The sequence below is a fragment of the Millisia brevis NBRC 105863 genome, assembly GCF_001552615.1.
GTDB lineage: Bacteria > Actinomycetota > Actinomycetes > Mycobacteriales > Mycobacteriaceae > Millisia > Millisia brevis.
The window spans coordinates 138,883-159,773 of record NZ_BCRN01000009.1; the positions used below are offsets into that span (position 1 = coordinate 138,883).

A 20,891-nucleotide genomic window follows, 5' to 3' on the forward strand; every position below is an offset into this window, starting at 1 on the left:
CTGGATACGTGTGTGCTTTGGCCCAGCCTGCAACGCGACTTCCTGCTGTCGATGGCCGTCGAGAACCTCTATCGCCCGCTGTGGTCGTCGGCGATCCTCGCCGAATTGGAGGAGCACGAGGCGCGAAAGCTCAGGGAAAGGGGTGTCGAGACCGCTCCGGCCGCGCGGCGGGCCGGAGCCCTCGTCCGCGCGATGAACGCGGCTTTCGACGACGCACTGGTGGCCGGTTGGGAACCGCTGGAGGGCACCTTCGGTCTGCCGGACATCGACGACGAGCATGTGCTCGCCGCCGCGCGAGTCGGCGCGGCCGGCGCCATCGTCACGGACAATGTGCGCGACTTCCCGAACCGCTGCGTGCCGTCCGACATTCGAGTGCTGCCTGCCACGGACTTCGCAGCGGATACCGTTGTGGTCTCCCCCGAGCGCGCCCGACAGGCACTCGAGACCATGATCGGCCGCTACACCGCCCCCGCGGCGACCCTGACCGATGTCCTCCGGGTACTCGAAACCCGTTACGGGATGATCGAAGCCGTCGACATGTTGCGCAACACCTGATGCCTGGTCCGGTCCACCCGTGCACGGGCCGAGAGAGGCTAGCCTGCGCGCGCGGGCCGGCGGCGGGCCTGTCGGGCCTGTTCGCCGGCCAGGCGCGCGCGTTCGAGGTAGGGCACCTCTGACCGCACGATCGTCACCGGGTCGCCGACCGCGATCGTGCCGGAGTCGCGGGGGATCGCGTTGACGCCGAAGACGGCGATCGTGCCGCGGTCGAGGCGTGGGAGTTGTCGGTGGGCGCGCAGCCAGGTCAGCGGCTCGGTCCCGACGACCCCGCTGTCCTGGTCGACGGTGGTCACCGGACAACGGCCGCAGAGGGTGGCGATGTCGATCCGCAGCGACCGGATCATCAGGTGGTCGAATTCGTCCTCGGCCCACGGCTCCTCGAGGCCGCCGAGCACGATATTCGGCCGAAAGCGCTCCATCGCAAAATCGCCGCCGAGCGCGCGATTCAGTTCGGCCAGTGACCGTTCCGAAGTCACCAACAAGGGGTAGCCGTCGGCGAAGGCGGTGGTGCCACCACCGACGTCGGTATCGCGGCGCTGATCGTCGGGAAACCGCACCAGCCGCACCGGTTCTCCGCAAATATCGGTCAGATACCGTGCGGCGGCGTCACCCTGGTCGACCCCTTCACCACGCCACCGGTGCACGCGGACCTTCAGCCGCCGCTGCGCCGGCACCGCCCGTGCGAGGACCTCGGCCGGATCGACCAGGGCGAGCGCGGGAACGGTGCGCTGGCTGACGAAGACCCCGTCCGCGTCGACCACCATGTACTCGCGGTCGGCGACCAAACCGTTGGCGACGACATCGGATACCGCCACCTCGACGCGCCGGCAGGACTTCACCGGGTACCGGAACAGGCGCGTGACCTGCGCCGACAGGGTATCTGCATGCGGCACGCGAACCTCCGATCGTCTCCCGCGGGATGCTGACGACTGTACGCACGGGACACGCGATCGGCTCAGTCGACCGGCGGCGACCCCGCGGGCTCGGGCGCGTCGCCACCGACGGGCGGAGCCGCATTGGCCACCGCGAGAAGCTGTTCGAGTTGTTCGCGGGTCGCCGCACCCCCGCTCATGGCGATCGCCCGTTCCAGCGGAATGCTCGCCATCATCCGAGCCATGTCGACCCCCAGACCGTCGCCACCGTCCTCGGAGGTCGGCGGCGCCGGCAGCACCTGCCGAAGCACCGGCCCGGCGATCGGATGTGCCATCGCCTCACCGATCGTCGACTCGACAGTCAGCGGGACGGTGACGGTATCGCCGACGAGGTCGACCGTCGCCGAGGCCCGCAGGTCGCGGCTCGAAGCGCCGACGGAGATCTCGTAGGTGCCCGGCTCGAGGACGAACCGATCGACCCGAATATCCCAGTACTCGAGATCGCGGCGATCGACGACCACCTCGACGCGGCGTTGTTCGCTCGGCTCGAGTTCGACGGCGGCAAAGCCGACGAGCGCGCGGGGGACGCGCACCTGCGCGGAGCCGGGGACGGCGGCGTAGACCTGCACGATCTCGCGCCCGGCCCGCGACCCGGTATTGGTCACCCGGACCGCCACCCGGATGCTCTCCCCCTCGGCGCGCACCTCGAGGCCGTCGTAGCCGAAGGTGGTGTACGACAAGCCGTGCCCGAAGGGGAAGGTCACGTCGAGGCCGCGTGTGTCGTACCAGCGGTAGCCGACGAAGAGACCCTCGCCGTAGCGCACGTGCTGGTGCTCGCCCGGGAAGTCGAGGAAGGCCGGGGTCTCCTCGAGCCGCAGCGGCACCGTCTCGGTGAGCCGAGCCGACGGGTTGACCGCCCCGAACAGGACCCGGGCGATCGCCGCGCCGCCGCCCTGCCCGAGCAGCGCACCGTCGATCATCGCGGCGGCCACGGGGACCACCGGCGCGAGGCGGACCACTCCCCCGTGCTGCAGGACGACCACCACCCGCGGTTGGACCGCGGCGACGGCGGCGAGCAGGTCGAGCTGTTCGGCGGGAAGATCGATCGATTCGCGGTCGAAGCCCTCCGATTCCTGGCTCGCGTCGAGCCCGAGGAAGACGACGGCGACATCGGAGTCGGCGGCGATCGCGACGGCCTCGTCGACCAGCGCACCGTCGGGGCCCGAGCCGTCGACGGTGAATCCCGGCGCGAAGGTGATATCGGCTTCCGCTGCGGCGGAGCGTATTTCGTCGATCGGAATGTCCACGCGGGTCGCGTTGACGTGCGAGCTGCCGCCGCCCTGGTAGCGCGGGGTGCGGGCGAACTCGCCGATCACCGCGATCGATCCGGCGGGGGTGAGCGGGAGCAGATCACCGTCGTTGCGGATCAGCACGATCGACCGGGAGGCGGCCTCGCGGGCGAGTTCGTGGTGCGCATCGGCATCGACGGTGACATCGGACCGTTGTGCGGCGGTGGCTTTTTCGACCAGTGCGGTGACGCGCGCGGCGGCCCGCTCGACCGCGGCGGCGTCCAGTGCGCCGTTCTCGACGGCCGCGACGACGGCGGCGTCACCGGCGCCTCCGTCGTAGGGCATCTGCAGGTCGAGACCGGCGGCGACCGCCGCCACCCGATCGCGCACCGCACCCCAGTCGGAGACAACGACGCCCGCGAAACCCCATTCGTCGCGCAACACCCGGGTGAGCAGGAACGGGTCCTGCGAGACGTGCACCCCGTTGACACGGTTGTAGGAACACATCACCGTCCAGGGCTGCGCGTCCTGCACCACCCGGCGGAAGCCCCGTAGATAGACCTCGCGCAGCGGCCGCGGGTCGACGTCGGCGCTCACGCGCATCCGGTCGTCCTCCTGGTTGTTCAGCGCGTAGTGCTTCAGCGAGGTCCCGACGCCCTCGCCCTGCACCCCGCGCACCCAGGCGGCGCCGAGCACCCCGGAGATATGCGGGTCCTCGGAGAGGTATTCGAAGTTGCGGCCGCCCAAGGGAGATCGGCGGATGTTGATGCCCGGCCCCAGGAGGACCCGTACGTCCTGCTGTTGGCATTCGCGGCCGAGCGCGGCGCCGACGGCGGCGACGAGGTCGACATCCCAGCTCTGGCCGAGACCGGCGAGCGGCGGGAAGCAGGTGGCGGGAACGCTCGCCGCGAGGCCGAGGTGATCGACGCTGCCCTGCTGCTTGCGGACCCCGTGCGGCCCGTCGGTGAGCATGATCGGCGGCAGCCCGCCGACCGCCTTGGTGGTCCAGAACGAGCCACCGGATCCGAGGGAGGCGTCTGCTGTCAGGTCCGACTCGGGCACAGGAAGTCCTTTCACGGCGCATCCCCGTGGTGCGCCCGTCGCAGCTTCGACGGTACCCAATCGAACAGCGGCGAGACCGCGGACGAACGATCGGTCGCCGTGGACGATCGGTCGGGACACGGCCATCGGATCGGCGCACCGTGGTCGGGTGACCACAACCAACTCCTCGGAGCGCCCGGAGCACTCCACCCGAGCGGTCGGCTCCCCGTCGACCCAACCGTCCACCCGCTGGATGGCCCTCGTCGTGCTGCTGTGCACCAGCTTCGTGCTGGTCACCGCGGAATTCCTGCCCAGTGGTCTGCTGACGCCGATCGCCGACGACCTGGGGATCAGCCCGTCCGAGGCGGCACAGACGATCACCATCACCGCCCTGATCGGATTCCTGACCGCCCCGACGATCGCCTCGCTGGTCCCGCGGATGGACCGCCGCCGGCTGCTGACTCTCCTCGCCGCCGGCGGTTCGGTCTCCAGCCTGGTCGTCGCCCTCGCCCCGACATTCGAGCTGGTGATGCTCGCGCGGGTGCTGCTCGGGATCGCCCTGAGCGGCTTCTGGGCGATGTCGCTGGCGGTGGCCGTCGCGGTCACCCGGCCCGACCAGCTCGGGCGCGGGGTCATGATCGTCACCGCCGGCACCTCGGTGGCCACGGTCGCGGGCGTACCCGCCGCGGTCCTACTGGCCAATATCGCCGGCTGGCGTTCCGCGTTTCTGGTGATCGCGGCGGTCACCGCGCTGGTCGCGGTGCTGCTGGCGGTCCTGCTGCCGCCGATTCCGCCCGCCGCACCGGTACGGCCGATCGACGTGCTGCGCACGTTGCGCCTGCCGCCGGTGCGGCTCGGCCTGGCCGGCCACGTGGTCACCGTGCTGGGACATTTCACCGCGTACGCGTTCATCCGGGTCGCGCTCGAACGGGTCGACGGGATCGACGTGACCACGTTGACGATCCTGTTGGCGCTCTTCGGCATCGGCGGATTTGTCGGCAACGTGGTGACCGGCATGCTGGTCGACCGGCATCTGGTCGCGCTGGCCTACGCCGTGCCCGCGCTGACCGGCGTGGCGATCGTCGTCGTCGCCTTCGGTACGTCGTCGATCATCGTCTCCGCGATCGCGGTGCTGGTGTGGGGCAGCGCCTTCGGTGGTTGGCTGATCGTGGTCAACACCTGGACCAGCCGACAGTTGCCGGATCGTCTCGAGGCGGGCGGCGGGCTGGTGGTCGCCGGCTTCCAGTTGGCGATCATGCTGGGCGCGGCGGGCGGCGGATTGCTGCTCGGCACCACATCGATTCACACCCTGCTGCTCGTCGCGGCGGCGCTGTTGGTGATCGGCGCGATCACCTTCGGGACCGCGTGCCGCCACCTCGGTGCGCCGACGGCCGCCGGAATCGACACGGCGGCGGCCGAGCAGTCGCAGGATCGGCCGGTCAGCCCGCGTCCCGACGCCACGCTGCAGGCGTGCTGCCCACATGCCGGGTGAATGCCCGGCTGAACCCGATATCGGAGGCGTAGCCCAGCAGCCGCGAGGTCTCGGTGACGGACAATCCGTCCCGGCCGAGCATCTGCTGGGCGCGCGTCATCCGCACCCCGTTGAGGTAGGCGGCCGGCGAGACGCCCAACTCGCCGCGGAACCGCTGCGCGAACGCCGAGCGGGACATCGCCGCGGTCCGCGCCAGGTCGGCCACCGTCCAGCGGCGACCGGGATCGAGGTGGATCGCCTCGACCGCGCGGGCGAGGTAGGGGTCGCCGATCGGATCGAGCCATCCCTGCGGGGCGCAGCCGCGTTCCACCCAGGTGCGCAGCACCACCGCGACGATCGCGGTCGCTATCTTGCCGCAGACCGCGCTGACGTCCGCGGGCCCGGTGCAGCCGCCCAAGCCGGCGGCCAACCCCACGATGTCCGGGTCGCTGCGCTCGAGGTCGCCGAGCACGATCCAGTCCGGAAGCTCCGCCGCCGCACCGACTCCGCCGGGCGTCGGGCGCAGCCCCGCGACCGTCAACTCGGCCTCTCCGACCGCGACCAGCCGCACCGAGGGCCGCACGACCAGCAGGGCCCCCGTCTCGGCGCGGCCCGGCCGGCACACGGTGTCGATACCGGTGGGCAGCAGATCCACCGCACCACTTCGCACGTAGACGAGCAGCATTGCCGCACCGTCGGATCCGACAAATGCCCCATCTCCGAGTCGGGGGCGACATGCCGCGGCGACGGTCCACTCGACGTCGGTCAGCAATCGTTCCAGCAGCGCGCGATCGACCTGCATACCCGCTGCCAACGCCGGTATGTGCGAACCCTATTCCCACACCCCCGCGGGCCGCGCCCGGACGATCAGGCGCGCAGGGCGTTGTCCAGGTCGTTCAGCAGGTCCTCGGTATCCTCGAGGCCGATCGACACCCGCACCACACCGTCGGTGATGCCCACGGCGGCACGACCTTCCGGGCCCATCGCCCGGTGGGTGGTCGTCGCCGGATGGGTGACCAGCGTCTTGGCGTCGCCGAGGTTGTTCGAGATGTCGATGATGCGCAGCTTGTCGAGCACCTCGAAGGCCCGCTCCTTGCCGCGCCCCTCGGGGGCGTCGAGCTCGAAGGTGACCACCGTGCCGCCACCGGACATCTGCGCGGTCGCCAGCTCGTACTGCGGATGCGACTTCAGGTACGGGTACTTCACCCAGCGCACCGCCGGGTGCTCCTCGAGGAATTCGGCGATCGTCAGCGCGGAGGCCACCGAATGGCGGACCCGCAGCGGCATCGTCTCGAGGCCCTTGAGCAGGGTCCACGCGTTGAACGGGCTCAGCGCCGGGCCGGTATGGCGCATCAGTGTCTGCACCGGGCCGTCGATGTACTCGCGCGAGCCGAGCACCGCACCGCCGAGCACGCGGCCCTGGCCGTCGATGTGCTTGGTGCCGGAGTAGACGACGACGTCGGCGCCGAGGTCGAAACTGCGCTGCAACAGCGGGGTGGCAAAGACGTTGTCCAACACCACCTGTGCACCCGCGGCGTGCGCCAGCTCGGACACCTTGCGCACGTCGACCAGGGTCTGCATCGGGTTCGACGGGGTCTCGAAGAAGACCGCGGTCGTCGGCACCGACAGCGCTTCCTCCCACTGGGAGAGGTCCTCACCGTCGACGAAGACGGTCTCGACGCCCCAGCGCGGCAGGATCTCGTTACAGACGACGAAACAGGAGCCGAAGAGGCTGCGCGCGGCGACCAGGCGATCACCCGCGCCGAGCAGCGCGCCGAGCGCGACGAAGACCGCCGACATGCCCGACGCGGTGCCGAAGGCCGCTTCCGCGCCGTCGATCTGCCGCAGCCGCTCCTCGAACATCCGCACGGTCGGATTGCCGTAGCGGGAGTAGACGAAGTGGTCGACGTCGCCGGTGAACGCCTTTTCCGCGGCGCCGGCCGACTCGTAGACGAAGCCCGACGTCAGATAGAGCGCCTCGGAGGTCTCCTCGAACCCGGACCGGTTCAGACCCGCGCGGACCGCCCGGGTGCCGGGGCCGATGTCGTCCGGTAGCTGCCGCTCGAAACCGCCGCCGATCGGATCGCCGCTCATCCCTGCCTCCACGGCAGGCCCACGGCCCGCCAGCCGGTGGCGCCGCGGTGGCCGTCCGCGCCCAGTCCACCTTCGAAACCGTCGAGAATGTTGTAGGACGGGCCGATACCCGCCGCCGTCGCGGCCTCCGCCGCACCGATCGAGCGCTGCCCGCTGCGGCAGAGGAACAGCACCGGCCCGTCGCCGGTCACCCCCGCGTCACGCAACTCGTCGACGAACTGGGGATTGCGCCGCCCGCCGGGAAAGGAGTTCCACTCGACGAGCACGAGCTTCTTGCCGAGCTCGGACGGGTCGGGGACGCCGACGAACTGCCACTCCGCGGTGGTGCGCACATCCACCAGGACCGCGGTCGGGTCGTCGCGCAGAACCTCCCAGGCTTGTTCCGGGCTGATATCGCCTGCATAGGTCACCGAACCACGATCCCACAACCCCCACCGCTGTCCAGATATTGGCTCGAGGAATTACCTGACGTACCGATGCCTTGCAGGGTGCCCTTATCCTGGTAGCGACATCGGGGCATCAACGCTGCCCTGCACACGGTCACCACCGACGACGCGGACGATCTGTCGCCGGTCCGCACTGCAAGTCGGCGTGCGCACGTGACCGAATACACACCGGAAAGGCAGTCGAGAGCTCCCATGACCGCAGCGCCCGAAGCTACGAGTACGTCCCGCCCGATCCGCGTCGCCATCGTCGGCGCCGGTCCGGCCGGCATCTACGCGGCGGACGCGCTGATGAAGTCCGAGCACGCCAAGACCCCCGGCGTCAGCATCGACCTCTACGAGCGCATGCCCGCGCCGTTCGGCCTGATCCGTTACGGCGTCGCGCCCGACCACCCGCGCATCAAGGGCATCATCCAGGCGCTGCACAAGGTGCTCGACAAGCCGCAGGTGCGGCTGCTGGGCAACCTCGACTACGGCACCGACTTCACCCTCGAGGATCTGCGCCGCTTCTACGACGCGGTCATCTTCTCCACCGGAGCGAACGCCGACCGCGCGCTGAACATCCCCGGTGTCGAGCTCGAGGGCAGCTACGGCGCCGCCGACTTCGTCTCCTGGTACGACGGCCACCCGGACGTGCCGCGCACCTGGCCGCTCGAGGCGGAGAAGGTCGCCGTCCTCGGCGTCGGCAATGTCGCCCTCGACGTCGCGCGGGTGCTCGCCAAGACCGGCGACGAGCTGCTGCCCACCGAGATCCCGGCCAACGTCTACGAGGGCCTGCTCGCCAACAAGGCCACCGAGGTGCACGTCTTCGGCCGCCGCGGCCCGGCGCAGGCCAAGTTCACCCCGCTGGAGCTGCGCGAGCTCGATCACTCCCCCAACATCGAGGTGATCGTCGCCCCCGAGGACATCGACTACGACGAGGCCTCCGAGGTCGCGCGCCGCGAGTCCAAGCAGGTCGACATGGTCTCCAATACCCTGCAGGACTGGGCGATCCGCGACGTCGGCAACCGCCCGCACAAGCTGTTCCTGCACTTCTTCGAGTCGCCGCACGAGATCCTCGGCGAGGACGGCAAGGTCGTCGGTCTGCGCACCGAGCGCACCGAACTCGACGGCACCGGCAATGTGCGCGGCACCGGCGAGTTCAACGACTGGGAGGTGCAGGCGATCTACCGCGCCGTCGGCTACCTGTCGGAGAACATCGCCCAGCTGCCCTTCGACGAGCAGGCCGGCACCGTGCCGAACGAAGCGGGCCGCGTCCTCGACGACGACGGCACCCACCTGACGTCCACCTACGTCACCGGCTGGATCAAGCGCGGCCCGGTCGGCCTGATCGGCCACACCAAGGGTGACGCCAACGAGACGATCGCCTGCCTGCTCGCCGATTACGACGCCGGCGCCCTGACCGCCGCCGCGGAGGGCACCTCGGACGAGGTGATCGCCTTCCTCGAGGAGCGCGGTCTGCCGTACACCACATGGGAGGGCTGGTACCGGCTCGACGCCCACGAGCGTTCGCTCGGCGAGCCCCAGGGCCGCGAGCGGGTCAAGGTCGTCGAGCGCGACGACATGTTCCGCGCCTCGGAGCCCGACAAGGCCTGACCTCTTTCTCGACCACCGAACGCCGCGATCCTCCGGGGTCGCGGCGTTTGTGTGTGGTGGGGAAGGGCGACGTCCGGGGTGCTGTGCGATCGTCTTCCGCACAAGCCTGCCGCGACAACTATCTCCTCGGCGGCCCGCTGAGGAAGATGAACGCACACCGGACCGGGCGCGGGGGCGGTGCGCGGGACCCGGATCAGGTCAGGATGACCGCGCCCAACCAGATCCCGGCGGCCAGGAGGGCGCCGAGGAGCTCGAGCAGGGTCGACAGGGCGACGGCCTTCACCGCATGCCAGGTGGAGGTCCACGCTTCGGAGGGGCCGCGGCTGCGGCCGAGCTCGACGATGAAGACGCCGAGGACGAAGCCGATGAACAGGCCGAGGACCGGGATCACGAAGAAGCCGACGATGCCGAAGAGCGCGCCGACCACGATCGACATCGTCGGTACTCCGGCCTCGCGCATCTTCTGCCCCGGCCAGGTGTACTTGATGACCGCGGTGATCACCAGGATCGCCGCGGCAGCCGCGAAGACCAACCACGACGTGCTGGTCCCGACCAGCCAGGCCCATACTCCGATCGCGCCGAGGATCAGGATCGTCCCCGGCAGGATCGGCACGATGATGCCGAGAATCCCGATGACGATGCACAGCCCGACCAGCAGTTCCCCTTGTGCGCTCACGGCGCAAGTATGGGGCCGGCGCGCACCGGACGAAAAGGCACGGTTGTGCGTCGCCGCCGCACCGCCGCCGCGTACTGTGCGACGCGTTATGCACAGCCGAGGCAGGTAGGGGCGAGCAGCCAATGGGGAACATCTTCGTCGTCGAGCGGTCGACCGAAATCGCGGCCGCACCGGCGGCCCTGCACGCGCTGATCGTCAGCCTGCCCGAGTGGCAGAAGTGGTCGCCGTGGGAGGACATCGACCCGCACCTGGGTCGCACCTACACCGGCCCGACCTCGGGCGTCGGCTCGAGCTACGCCTGGGTGGGCAACCGCAAAGCCGGCGCGGGGACGATGAAGGTCACCGAGGCGACGGCCGAGCACATCGCCATCGACATCACCTTCACCCGCCCCTTCAAAGCCGCCAACACCGCGACGTTCACCCTGACTCCGCTCGAGAACGGGTCGACGCTGGTGGTGTGGCGGATGGCGGGCAAGCAACCGTTGATCATGCGCATCCTCGCCCCGGTGATCAACCAGGATCGGATGCTCGGCAAGGACTTCGAGAAGGGGCTCAGCCGACTCAAGACGGTCGCCGAGAATCACTGACGGCCCCGCACCAAAGCGGAATCCCCGTGACCACCGCTGTGAGCGGCGGGCACGGGGATCTCGTTCTTCGGGACGCGACCGGACGGAGTCGTCGCCGGCGGATATCGGCCGGGGCCTACGTACGGCAGGCCTACTTGCGGCCCGGGGTCCACTGCAGACCCCAGCCGTAGGTCTGGTCGAGGACGTCCTGGGCTCCGTTGATGTAGCGCACCTCGCGCTGCACGGTCAGGTCGCCGCCGTTGTTCTGCAGCAGGGCGATCGCGCAGATCGGCGCACCGTCGACCGGGTAGTCGAGCTTGACCTCGATCTGCGGGCCGTTCTGCGGGAAGAGGGTGACGACGCCGTCGACGGCCGCCCAGTTGCGGGCACCCTCGTAGATCAGCGCGAAGACCAGGATGCGGCGGATCGACGCGGTCTGGTCGAGGTTGATCAGCATGTTCTCGCCACCGGCGGCGGCGCCGCTGCGGTCATCGGCGTCGAGCTGAACGAACGGCGGCTGGTTGAACGAGCCGAAGGAGTTGCCGAGCGCCTGCACGATGCCCTTGCGGCCGTCGTTGAGCTCCCAGAGGCAGCCCAGGTCGAGGTCGATACCGCCGCCGCCGGCACCGCCGGCGAGGCGGGCGAGGAAGCCCTTCTTCTGCGGCTGCGCGGCGCCCTGCGACCAGTTGAGGTTCACCCGCATCGCGCCGCCCGCGCCGCCGGACTTGGTCAGGCTGATCGCCGGACGATCCTTGGACAGCGAGATCTTCGACGGTCCGGCCGGTGCCGAAGGCTGGCCTCCGGCGGGGGGACGCTTGTTGTAATCGATCGCCACGGAGCACTCCTGGGTCGGTTTCGTGGTGCCGATCGGAGCCCGTCCGAACCGGCGGTGGTCGCAGACCCATCATTGCATCGCGCTGATCCCGAACCCGGAGCGGCCGTACCGAGGTCCGGCACGGCCGCTCGGGCACGGGATCTGCGACGTCGGACGCTTCCCGAGCGTCGCAGCGGTCAGGAATCGGCCGCGCGGCACTCCACTCGGGAGGCGCATTCGACCGCGCGGGCCCGGGCGGTGTCGACGTCGTCCGCGGCGGCGACCGCGACCCCCATCCGACGGGTCACGAACGCCTCCGGCTTGCCGAACAGCCGCAGATCCGACTGCGGAACCGCCAGCGCCTCGGCCACTCCGGTGTAGACGACCTCCTGCGCGTCGACGCCGCCGTAGATCACCGCGGACGCGCCGGGGCTGCGCAGCGAGACGTCGACCGGCAGGCCGAGCACGGCGCGGGCGTGCAGTTCGAACTGCGACAGCCGCTGGGTGGCGAGGGTGACCAGGCCGGTGTCGTGCGGGCGGGGGCTGACCTCGGAAAAGTAGACCCGGTCGCCGGCGACGAAGAGTTCGACGCCGAAGACGCCACGGCCGCCGAGGGCTTCGGTGATCTTCTGCGAGATATCGCGCGCGGATTCGAGCGCGACGGCCGACATCGGTTGCGGCTGCCAGGATTCGACGTAGTCGCCGGCGCGCTGCAGATGGCCGATCGGCTCGCAGAACGAGGTGATCGTCGTGCCGTCGGGGCCGGCGGAGCGGACAGTCAATTGGGTGACCTCGTAGTCGAAGTCGACAAAACCTTCGACGATCACCCGCTTGGCGTTGACCCGGCCGCCGGACAGGGCGTACTCCCAGGCGGCCTCGACCTCACCCTCGCCGTAGACGACCGACTGCCCCTTGCCCGATGACGACATCACCGGCTTGATCACCGCCGGGAAGCCCACGCGGGCACAGGATTCGCGAAGCTCCTCCAGCGAATCCGCGAACTCGTACGGAGAGGTCGGTATGCCCAACTCCTCGGCGGCCAGACGCCGAATACCCTCGCGGTCCATCGTCAGCTTGGTCGCACGCGCCGTCGGCACCACCGTGGTGCCGGTGTTCTCGATGATGCCGAGCGTCTCGGTGGCGATCGCCTCGATCTCCGGAACGATGATGTGCGGGTCCTCGAGCTCGATCACCTCGAGCAATCGCCGCGGATCGGTCATGTCGAAGCTGTGGCTGCGGTGCGCCACCTGCGCTCCCGGGGCGCCGTCGTACCTGTCGACGGCGATCACCTCCACCCCGAGTCGCTGGAAGGCGATGATGACTTCCTTGCCCAGCTCACCGGCACCGAGCAACATCACTCGGGTGGCGGACGGGGTTCCGGGAGTACCGATAACTGCGGTTTCGGCGCCGATAACGTCGGTCATCGATTGAATGTAACTCCGATAGCGTAGCCGGCGCGGGACGAAGAGGTTCCGACGAGGTGACCGAAGGAGAATCGCGAGTGTCGACATCCACATCAGGACCCCTGGCGGGCACATCAGGACCCCTGGCGGGGGTTCGTGTCCTCGAACTGGCCGGACTCGGGCCGGCCCCGCACGCGGCGATCCTGCTGGCGGACCTGGGCGCCGACGTGGTGCGCGTCCAGCGCGCCGGGCAGGTCAACCCGGCCGACCCGATCCTGCGCGGCCGCACGATCGTCGAGGCGAACCTGAAGGATCCGGCCGACAAGGAGCGGGTGCTCGACCTGGTCGATCGCGCCGATGTGCTGATCGAGGGCTTCCGGCCGGGCGTCGCCGAGCGGCTCGGATTCGGGCCCGACGATCTGCTGGAACGCAATCCGCGCCTGGTCTACGGCCGGATGACCGGCTGGGGTCAGGACGGCCCGCTGGCCGACCGCGCCGGCCACGACATCAACTACATCGCACTGACCGGCGTCCTGCACGCGATCGGCCGGGCCGGCGAGCGGCCGGTTCCGCCGCTGAACATGGTGGGCGACTTCGGCGGCGGCTCGATGTTCCTGGTCACCGGCATCCTCGCGGCCCTGGTCGAGCGGTCGACCAGCGGCAAGGGCCAGGTGATCGACGCGGCGATGGTCGACGGCGCGATCGCGTTGTCGCACATGATCTGGGCCTTCCGCGGCCAGGGCCTGTGGACCGACGAGCAGGGCACCAACCTGCTCGACACCGGCGCACCGTTCTACGAGGTCTACGAGACCAGGGACGGCAAGTACATCGCGGTCGGCGCGATCGAGCCGCAGTTCTACGCGCAGTTCCTGGAGGGCATCGGGCTGGCGGACGACGACAGCCTGCCCCTGCAGCTCGATCGGCCGCAGTGGCCGACGCTCAAGAAGCGGTTCGCCGAGGTCTTCGCGACGCGCACCCGCGCGGAGTGGGAGGAGGTCTTCGACGGGACCGACGCCTGCGTGGCACCGGTGCTGACGATGACCGAGGCGCCCGAGCACCCGCACATCAAGGCGCGGCGGGCGATCGCCCCGCTCGCCGGGGTACCGCAGCACCGTCCGGCTCCGCGGTTCTCGCGGACGGCCAATCCGGAACCGACCCCGCCCCCGGCAACGGCGACCGACGCCGCCGACGTCTGGCGCTGATCGTCGACACCGGCCCGGGCGGATCGACGAGGGTCGGTTCGCCCGCGCCGCCGACGGCGGCCGTCACGCCCGGGCCGGCGGTGCGCGACCGTTAAGACCCGGCGCGCAACTGCTCCCCGATCCGCCGTCCGATGATGCGCAGCAGGTCGGCGCTGAGCGCCGGATCGCGCGAGGTGTCCCGATCGGTCTCCTCGGTCAGCGCCAGCACCCGGGTGAACCCGGCCGACGGCCACTTCTCCTCGGGAAGCTGATTGCGTCCGGCCACCGCGATCACCGGGGTCGGATGCGCCCGCCCGGCCAGCACGCCGAGCAGCTTGCCCTGTTCGGTCTGCGCGTCGATGCTGCCCTCACCGGTCAGCACCAGCGCCGCGGCGGCGCGGTGGCCGTCGAAGTCGAGCAGGTCGAGGAAGAATTCGGCGCCCGAGGTGATGCGGGCGCCCAGCAGCAGGGCGGCAAAGCCGATACCGCCCGCGGCGCCGGCCCCGGGGAGTTCGGCGAGCTGCGCCGCGGCGGGGAAGCCGGATCGGGCGACCACCTCGACCAGATGCGCCAGTCCGGCGTCCAGGTAGGCGACATCGTCCGGATCGGCGCCCTTCTGCGGGCCGTAGACCGCCGCGGCCCCGTCCGGGCCGGTCAGCGGGTTGGTGACGTCACCGGCGACCACGATCTCGATATCCGTGACGTCGACGGCGTCGCTGCGGTCGATCGTTGCGATCCGCTCGAGGCCGCGACCGCCGGGCGCGACCACCACGCCGTCGGCGTCGCGGAAAACCCAACCGAGCGCGGTCAGCAGCCCGGTGCCGCCGTCGGTGCTGGCGCTGCCCCCGAGGGCGAGGACCAGAGTGGCCGGACGGGCGGCGACCGCCGCCGCGACCGCCTGGCCGAATCCGAGGCTCGACGCGTCGAGCGCGGCGAGTTCGTCGGGCGGCAGCCCGGCCAGCCCGCAACTGTTCGCCACCTCGACGACCGCCGCCGCAGGCCGCTCGGCGCCGTCGTCGGCGTAGCCGAGCGCGATCGTCGTCGGGTGCGGCTGCCCGACCGCGTCGACGACCTCGACGGTCCGCTCGGTGAATCCGGCGGCCACCGCGGCGTCGACGCTGCCGTCACCCCCGTCGGCAAGCGGCAGCACCGTGCTGGTGACACCGACCGCGTGGAGCCCCTCGGCCAAGGCCGCGCCGACCTGCGGCGCGGACAGACTGCCCTTGAATTTGTCCGGTGCGATCAAGACATGTGCGCGAACGCCGTCATCGGACCCTCCGATTGCGTCGTCGGGGATATCGGAGTGTCCGGAAGTCATGCGGGACATGATCCTGCAGCCCTACCACGCCGGGCAACCGGTTCGGCCGGTTACGTGTAACCGCTCTTGGCAGTCGACTTACCGGCGGGTACACTAAAGCTAAGTTACCGGCGAGTAGCTTATGCTCGCCCCCGTACGCATCAGCCGAATCAGTACGCAGCAGCCAGTTCAGCGAACTCGACGCAGAGAGCGAAACGACCATGGGTCACTACAAGAGCAATATCCGCGACCTCGAATTCAATCTCTTCGAGGTCCTCGGACTCGACGCGGTCCTCGAGACCGGCGAATACGGTGATCTCGATGCCGACACCGTTCGCAGCATCCTCGACGAGATCAACCGCCTGGCCGAGGGCCCGATCGCCGAATCCTTCGCCGAGGCCGATCGCAATCCACCGACATTCGACCCGCAGACCCACTCGGTCACGCTTCCGGAGCCCTTCAAGAAGTCCTACCGGGCCTACGAAGCCGCCGGTTGGACCACGATCGGCGTCGGCGAGGAACTCGGCGGCACGCCGGTCCCCCGAACGGTCAACTGGGCCGCCGCCGAACTGATCCTGGGCGCGAACCCCGCCGTGCTGATGTACTCCGCGGGCGGCGTCTTCGCGAACATCCTCTACAACAACGGCACCGACGAGCAGAAGGAATGGGCCAAGCTCGCCGTCGAGCGCCAGTGGGGCTCGACGATGGTGCTGACCGAGCCGGACGCCGGCTCCGACGTCGGCGCCGGACGCACCAAGGCGATCAAGCAGGACGACGGCTCCTGGCACATCGAGGGCGTCAAGCGCTTCATCACCAGCGGCGACTCGGATGACCTCTTCGAGAACATCTTCCACCTCGTCCTCGCCCGCCCCGAGGGTGCCGGACCGGGCACCAAGGGACTGTCGCTCTTCTTCGTCCCCAAGTTCCACTTCGACGCGAAGACCGGCGCGCTCGGCGAGCGCAACGGCGTCTTCGTCACCAACGTCGAGCACAAGATGGGCCTGAAGGTCTCCGCCACCTGCGAGCTGACCTTCGGCGGACACGGCGTCCCCGCGCAGGGCTGGCTGGTCGGCGAGGTGCACAACGGCATCGCGCAGATGTTCGACGTCATCGAGCACGCCCGAATGATGGTGGGCACCAAGGCCATCTCGACGCTGTCGACCGGCTACCTGACCGCTCTGGACTACGCCAAGCAGCGCGTCCAGGGTGCCGACCTGACCCAGATGCTCGACAAGGCCGCGCCCCGCGTCACGATCACCCATCATCCGGATGTGCGTCGCTCGTTGATGACTCAGAAGGCGTACGCGGAAGGCCTTCGCGCGCTGTACCTCTACACCGCTTCCTTCCAGGACACGGTTTCGGCCAAGATGATTCACGACGCCGACCCGAACATCGCGCATCGCGTCAACGACCTGCTGCTGCCGATCGTCAAGGGCGTCGGCTCCGAGGTCGCCTACGAGCAGCTCACCCAGTCGCTGCAGACCCTGGGCGGCTCGGGCTACCTGCAGGACTACCCGATCGAGCAGTACATCCGCGACGCGAAGATCGACTCGCTCTACGAGGGCACCACCGCCATCCAGGCGCAGGACTTCTTCTTCCGCAAGATCGCCCGCGACCGCGGTACCGCGCTGGCGTTCGTCGCCGGCCAGATCCAGTCCTTCCTGGACAACGACGGCGGCAATGGTCGGCTCAAGGCCGAGCGGGCGCTGCTCAAGAGCTCCTTCGAGGACATCCAGGCGATCATCGCGAACCTGACCGGTCTGCTGATGTCCGCGCAGGAGCAGCCGCGCGAGCTGTACCGCATCGGCCTGGCGTCGGTGCCGTTCCTGCTGGCCTTCGGCGATCTGATCATCGGCTGGCTGCTGCTGCAGCAGGCCGCCGTGGCGATCGAGAAGCTCGACGGTGACGTCTCCGCCGCCGATCGCGCGTTCTACGAGGGCAAGATCGCGGCGGCCTCCTTCTTCGCGAAGAACCAGTTGCCGAAGATCGCCTCGGTTCGCCAGGTCCTGTCGGATATCGATCTCGACATCATGGATCTCGACGAAGCGGCGTTCTGACCCCGCAGCACCTGCTTCACACGCCCGAGGGCCGGCATCCGATCGGATGCCGGCCCTCGGCGTTTCGGGTCGATGGTCGGACCAACCGATGCCGGTAGCGGCAACCGTTTGTCGCTGTTACCGGCTGTCCCCGGCTACCGTTTGTCGCTGTTACCGGCTGTGCCCGGTTACCCTTTGTCGCGGTTAACCCGCCGTCGCTGTTACCCCGGGTTCTCGACCGGCGCGATCAGCCCTCGCCGTGGGATCAGCTCTCGCCGTCGTCCTCGGAATCGGCGGGCGCCGCATCGGCGGGCGCGGCGGCCGGCTCGGGTTCCGGCGAGATGCAGCGCACGATCGGCACCGGGTCGTAGGTGACCGTCCGCGTAGTGCGGGAGATCTCGGCACCGGTGTTCATATCGCTGATCACCTTGGTGTCGCTGGTGGTGAAGCCCTGCGCCCCGGAGGACGCCTGGCAGCCCGACCCGGCGGGCAGCGTGATCGTGCGCGGCGAGGTATAGCCGTACCGCTGACCGGTGTACGACTCGACGTCCACATGCTTGGTGCCCCAGAGCCGCACCGTCACCTGCGAGGAGTTCGCCCACGCCTCGACAACCACGGCGGTGTCGTAGGGGTTGCGGAACTTCAGGTCGATCGAGCCTTCGAAGACCGTCGCCTCGCGGGCCTCGGGGTACCGCGAGATGTAGTAGCTGTGCTCGGTGTGCTCGACGTCTTCCATACCGGCGAAGTAGGCCGCGTTGTAGGTGGTGGTCGCCAACTGGCTGACACCGCCACCGATTCCGCGGGCCGGCCGGCCGTTGTTGATGATGCCCGACTCGACGTAGCCCTGCGCGGCCCCGCGCGGCCCGGTCGCCTCGTTGAGCGAGAAGGTGCCGCCCGGTTCGACCAGGGTCTGGTTGATCGCCCGCGCACCGACGCCGATGTTCACCCCGGAGGCGTATTCGAAACCGCCGGTGGTGAATTCGCCGATCACCTCGGTGACGCCCAAGTTCTGGGCGGCCTCGGTGGTCAGTTCGGGCGGCTGGTGCTGATAGACCGCCGTGATCGTGCGCGCGTCCGGAGCGGCGAAGACCTGCGGCAGCCGCTCGAGGGTGACCCGCCAGTCGACGACATTGCCGTCCACCGCGGGCACGATCGTGACGCCGCCGTCGACCACGATCCGCGCGTCGATCGGCTGGACCTCGCTCGCGAGGAGCTGCGGGGCGAGCAGGGCCTGTGCGGCCTCGAGGTTGTAGTGCGCCTGCAGCGATCCGGCGTCGTCGGGAACGAAGGTGATCACCTCGCCGAGCCGGTCGACCGGCAGGGTGCCGACCACGCCGTCGTTGCCGGTGACCTGCACCGGGACCGAAGCGGCGGGAATCGCGATCTCGTTGAGCGCCCGCTGGACGGCGTTGGCGTCGACGGCGGAGGCCACCACGTCGGCGGGCAGGTCGATCGCCTCGCCGCGATACCAGTTGTCCAGGATCGCCTGCCGCGAGGCATCGACCTGGAGGGTCTGCCCGCTGACCGGCTCGATCGCGGTGGGAGTCGCCCCTTCGAAGACGACCGCGCCTTCGACCACCGGCCGATCGAGCGTCCCGGCGATGTCGGTGACCGTGCCGTCCAGGGCGGCGTCGTCGATGGTGACCACCGGTGCGATCTCGCGATCGGAGAAGAGCGAGACGAAGCGGGTGATCGGGTTGAGCGGCTGGGAACCGATGTGGTCGACCGTGGCATCCCAGTCGACGGCGATGCCGGCGTCGGCGGGCACCAGCGACGCGGTCGGCTCGTCGGTGGAGGCTGCGTCGGTGGAAGCCGGGTCGGCGTTGTCCCCGGTGGGCACCGCGCGGACCGCGATCTCCTCGGTCAGCCGCGGCTCGACGACCTCGCGCAGACGGGTGGCGGCGTCCTCGGGGGACAGCCCGGCGAGATCGACGCCGGCGACGTGGGCGCCGCGAGGAACCTGCCCGGAGGAGGCCAGCACGTCGACCAGGTAGACGCCGGAGAGCGCTACCAGGACACCCGCGGCGGCCAGGACGCCTCGGCGACGCCACCAGGGGCGACCGGCGGGACTCGAGTCGGCCTTGCGGGTGATCGGGGGCTCCTCGACGGGCGGCTGCCCGCCGCCGGATGCGGCGGCCGCCGGACGCGGTGCGTCATCGACGGTGGTCTCCGGGGCCTCGCCGGGTCCGAGCTCGCCCGGTTCGAGATCGCCCGGTTCCGGTGTGCCCCGATGGGTGGTGCCCGCAGCGGCGGCACCCGGCTCGGCGCGCACGGTGTCCGGGTGCCGGGTGTCCGGATGCGGGGGTTGCGGACGCGAACGCGGTGCCCGCCCGGCGGCGGCGACCGCGGACAGCGCGACGGTATCGGCGGTCGGGTCGACATCACCCGGCGCCACGACACTCGGGTCAACGGCACTCGGGTCAACGGCACCCGGATCGCTGCCGTCCGGATCGATCGGGGCCCGCGACACCGGCTCGATGCCTTCCACGGTGACCGCGTCGATCCCGTTCGGGTCCACCGCGGCCGTCCGGGGATCCAGCGGCTCGGCGGTCTCGTCCGGCGCCTCCGCGACCTCGGCGTGTTCGGCCTCGGGAGCCTCGAGGGTCGAATCCGGCGCACCGGGCCCGCCGTCGCGGCCGGCCTCGTCACCGACCGGCGCACCGGTGGCGTGAGCGATCGATGCCGCGGATCCGGCGTAGGGCGAATCCCGGTAGGGCGAGCCGGTCGGCACGGCCCGCGGATCGGCGTCGACCTGCGGGATCGCGGCGGTGACTCCGCCGAGCGTCGGCAGGGCTATCGGCACCCGCTGCGTGATCGCCTCCATCGCGGCACGATCCTCCGGCGCCGCGGCGCCGGCGTCGCCAACGGTGGCACGGTGATCGGCCCCGGCGGCGTCCGCGGCATCGAGCGGCACGTCCTGGTACACCGGCGCGTCGTATTCCGGCGCGTCGTACTCGGGAGCGTCGTGTGCGGGGGTGTCGTACTGCGGGGCGTCGTCTTCGGAGGAAGCGGCGGCAGGATCGGAAGATGCCGGATCGGTGGGAGTCGACTCGGCCGTATCGGACCCGGTCACATCGGACGCGGTCACATCGGACGCGGGCGCCTCGGGCGTTGCGGGCGCGGAGACTTCGGCGGCATCAGCATCGGCGTCGACGGGAGACTCACCATCGACCGAATCGGGCGCCTCGCCCTTCGGCACCACCGTTGATTCGCCGGCCCGACCGACGAGTTCTTCGGTGGACAGGACCTCGGTAGTCGGGTCATCGCCGAAAGACTCGTTGTTCTCGGGGCCCGTTCCCCCCCTCACGTAACTGCGACCCTTTCCGACGACATCCGCGTTCAAACGAACCGCGGCCCCCACCGAGATTAGCGGTTGTCCGCCGAATTGCTCGCCTCGAAGCGGTATCCAACCGGCAAACGGTCGGTCACGACCGGGACGAGGACACCTTCCCCGGAAAAGATAGCGGCCCCGTGCCGCTGCCGGGTCGGGGGTCAGGCAGCAGCACGAGGCCAAAAGAAATATTGGTAGACAGGGGCGTCGAACACAAGTCCGG

General features: G+C 69.9%; 16 protein-coding genes. 6 read left to right on the plus strand and 10 right to left on the minus strand.

Features of this window, described 5'->3' with window-relative positions:
* Positions 1-12: 12 nt before the first annotated feature.
* Complete coding sequence (locus MB1_RS14180; protein ID WP_245650192.1) at positions 13-555, plus strand: PIN domain-containing protein; 543 nt, start codon at positions 13-15, stop codon at positions 553-555.
* A 38-nt stretch (positions 556-593) separates the two neighbouring features.
* Here the strand turns inward: MB1_RS14180 and MB1_RS14185 are convergent, their stop codons facing one another.
* Together MB1_RS14185 and MB1_RS14190 are read right to left on the minus strand one after the other, a co-directional pair.
* Entirely contained in the window at positions 594-1,451 is an 858-nt protein-coding gene (locus MB1_RS14185; RefSeq protein ID WP_066908361.1) for an MOSC domain-containing protein, read from the minus strand.
* Positions 1,452-1,513: 62 nt separating this feature from the next.
* Positions 1,514-3,781, minus strand: a complete 2,268-nt coding sequence (locus MB1_RS14190) for a glycoside hydrolase family 3 C-terminal domain-containing protein (protein ID WP_066908364.1) — start codon at positions 3,779-3,781, stop codon at positions 1,514-1,516.
* A gap of 148 nt (positions 3,782-3,929) precedes the next feature.
* Between MB1_RS14190 and MB1_RS14195 the strand changes: the two genes are divergently transcribed.
* A complete protein-coding gene (locus MB1_RS14195) occupies positions 3,930-5,252 on the plus strand; it encodes an MFS transporter (protein ID WP_218000245.1) in 1,323 nt (440 codons plus the stop codon).
* Here MB1_RS14195 and MB1_RS14200 read toward each other — a convergent pair.
* From MB1_RS14200 to MB1_RS14210, 3 genes are all read right to left on the minus strand, one after another.
* Positions 5,200-6,033, minus strand: a complete 834-nt coding sequence (locus tag MB1_RS14200; RefSeq protein WP_066908367.1) for a helix-turn-helix transcriptional regulator — start codon at positions 6,031-6,033, stop codon at positions 5,200-5,202. The genes MB1_RS14195 and MB1_RS14200 overlap by 53 nt on opposite strands.
* A 65-nt stretch (positions 6,034-6,098) precedes the next feature.
* Positions 6,099-7,325, minus strand: a complete 1,227-nt coding sequence (locus MB1_RS14205; RefSeq protein ID WP_066908370.1) for an O-succinylhomoserine sulfhydrylase — start codon at positions 7,323-7,325, stop codon at positions 6,099-6,101.
* Positions 7,322-7,735 carry a rhodanese-like domain-containing protein gene (locus MB1_RS14210; protein ID WP_066908556.1) on the minus strand — a complete coding sequence of 138 codons (414 nt, stop codon included), beginning with the start codon at positions 7,733-7,735 and terminating at the stop codon, positions 7,322-7,324. The genes MB1_RS14205 and MB1_RS14210 overlap by 4 nt, the downstream gene beginning before the upstream one ends.
* 228 nt (positions 7,736-7,963) lie before the next feature.
* On the opposite strand from MB1_RS14210, the gene MB1_RS14215 reads away from it, so the two are divergent.
* Entirely contained in the window at positions 7,964-9,364 is a 1,401-nt protein-coding gene (locus MB1_RS14215) for an FAD-dependent oxidoreductase (RefSeq protein WP_066908372.1), read from the plus strand.
* A 193-nt stretch (positions 9,365-9,557) separates the two neighbouring features.
* Here the strand turns inward: MB1_RS14215 and MB1_RS14220 are convergent, their stop codons facing one another.
* Positions 9,558-10,040 carry a DUF456 domain-containing protein gene (locus tag MB1_RS14220; RefSeq protein WP_066908375.1) on the minus strand — a complete coding sequence of 161 codons (483 nt, stop codon included), beginning with the start codon at positions 10,038-10,040 and terminating at the stop codon, positions 9,558-9,560.
* Between the two features lie 122 nt (positions 10,041-10,162).
* Here MB1_RS14220 and MB1_RS14225 point away from each other — a divergent pair, with 122 nt between their 5' ends.
* On the plus strand, positions 10,163-10,627 hold the full coding sequence (locus tag MB1_RS14225; protein WP_066908378.1) for an SRPBCC family protein: 465 nt from the start codon (positions 10,163-10,165) through the stop codon (positions 10,625-10,627).
* A 130-nt stretch (positions 10,628-10,757) separates the two neighbouring features.
* On the opposite strand, the gene MB1_RS14230 is transcribed toward MB1_RS14225, so the two are convergent.
* Positions 10,758-11,441: a TerD family protein gene (locus tag MB1_RS14230; RefSeq protein WP_066908381.1), complete on the minus strand. Its 684-nt coding sequence runs from the start codon at positions 11,439-11,441 to the stop codon at positions 10,758-10,760.
* Between the two features lie 176 nt (positions 11,442-11,617).
* Positions 11,618-12,844: a formate-dependent phosphoribosylglycinamide formyltransferase gene (gene purT / locus MB1_RS14235; RefSeq protein WP_066908384.1), complete on the minus strand. Its 1,227-nt coding sequence runs from the start codon at positions 12,842-12,844 to the stop codon at positions 11,618-11,620.
* A gap of 77 nt (positions 12,845-12,921) precedes the next feature.
* Here purT and MB1_RS14240 point away from each other — a divergent pair, with 77 nt between their 5' ends.
* Positions 12,922-14,025, plus strand: a complete 1,104-nt coding sequence (locus MB1_RS14240) for a CaiB/BaiF CoA transferase family protein (RefSeq protein WP_439646948.1) — start codon at positions 12,922-12,924, stop codon at positions 14,023-14,025.
* A gap of 91 nt (positions 14,026-14,116) precedes the next feature.
* On the opposite strand, the gene MB1_RS14245 is transcribed toward MB1_RS14240, so the two are convergent.
* Positions 14,117-15,322 carry a glycerate kinase gene (locus MB1_RS14245; protein ID WP_084351807.1) on the minus strand — a complete coding sequence of 402 codons (1,206 nt, stop codon included), beginning with the start codon at positions 15,320-15,322 and terminating at the stop codon, positions 14,117-14,119.
* 200 nt (positions 15,323-15,522) lie between these two features.
* On the opposite strand from MB1_RS14245, the gene MB1_RS14250 reads away from it, so the two are divergent.
* Entirely contained in the window at positions 15,523-17,358 is a 1,836-nt protein-coding gene (locus MB1_RS14250) for an acyl-CoA dehydrogenase (protein WP_066908387.1), read from the plus strand.
* A gap of 244 nt (positions 17,359-17,602) precedes the next feature.
* Here MB1_RS14250 and MB1_RS14255 read toward each other — a convergent pair whose 3' ends face one another.
* On the minus strand, positions 17,603-20,644 hold the full coding sequence (locus tag MB1_RS14255) for a VanW family protein (RefSeq protein ID WP_245650193.1): 3,042 nt from the start codon (positions 20,642-20,644) through the stop codon (positions 17,603-17,605).
* Positions 20,645-20,891: the final 247 nt, after the last annotated feature.

What these genes read in the sequence shown, in the direction of transcription:
- MB1_RS14200 (WP_066908367.1), bottom strand. Translation starts at nt 6,033, where the DNA reads ATGCAGGTCGATCGCGCGCTGCTGGAACGATTGCTGACCGACGTCGAG.
- MB1_RS14205 (WP_066908370.1), bottom strand. Translation starts at nt 7,325, where the DNA reads ATGAGCGGCGATCCGATCGGCGGCGGTTTCGAGCGGCAGCTACCGGAC.
- MB1_RS14215 (WP_066908372.1), top strand. Translation starts at nt 7,964, where the DNA reads ATGACCGCAGCGCCCGAAGCTACGAGTACGTCCCGCCCGATCCGCGTC.
- MB1_RS14225 (WP_066908378.1), top strand. Translation starts at nt 10,163, where the DNA reads ATGGGGAACATCTTCGTCGTCGAGCGGTCGACCGAAATCGCGGCCGCA.
- purT (WP_066908384.1), bottom strand. Translation starts at nt 12,844, where the DNA reads ATGACCGACGTTATCGGCGCCGAAACCGCAGTTATCGGTACTCCCGGA.
- MB1_RS14245 (WP_084351807.1), bottom strand. Translation starts at nt 15,322, where the DNA reads ATGACTTCCGGACACTCCGATATCCCCGACGACGCAATCGGAGGGTCC.
- MB1_RS14250 (WP_066908387.1), top strand. Translation starts at nt 15,523, where the DNA reads ATGGGTCACTACAAGAGCAATATCCGCGACCTCGAATTCAATCTCTTC.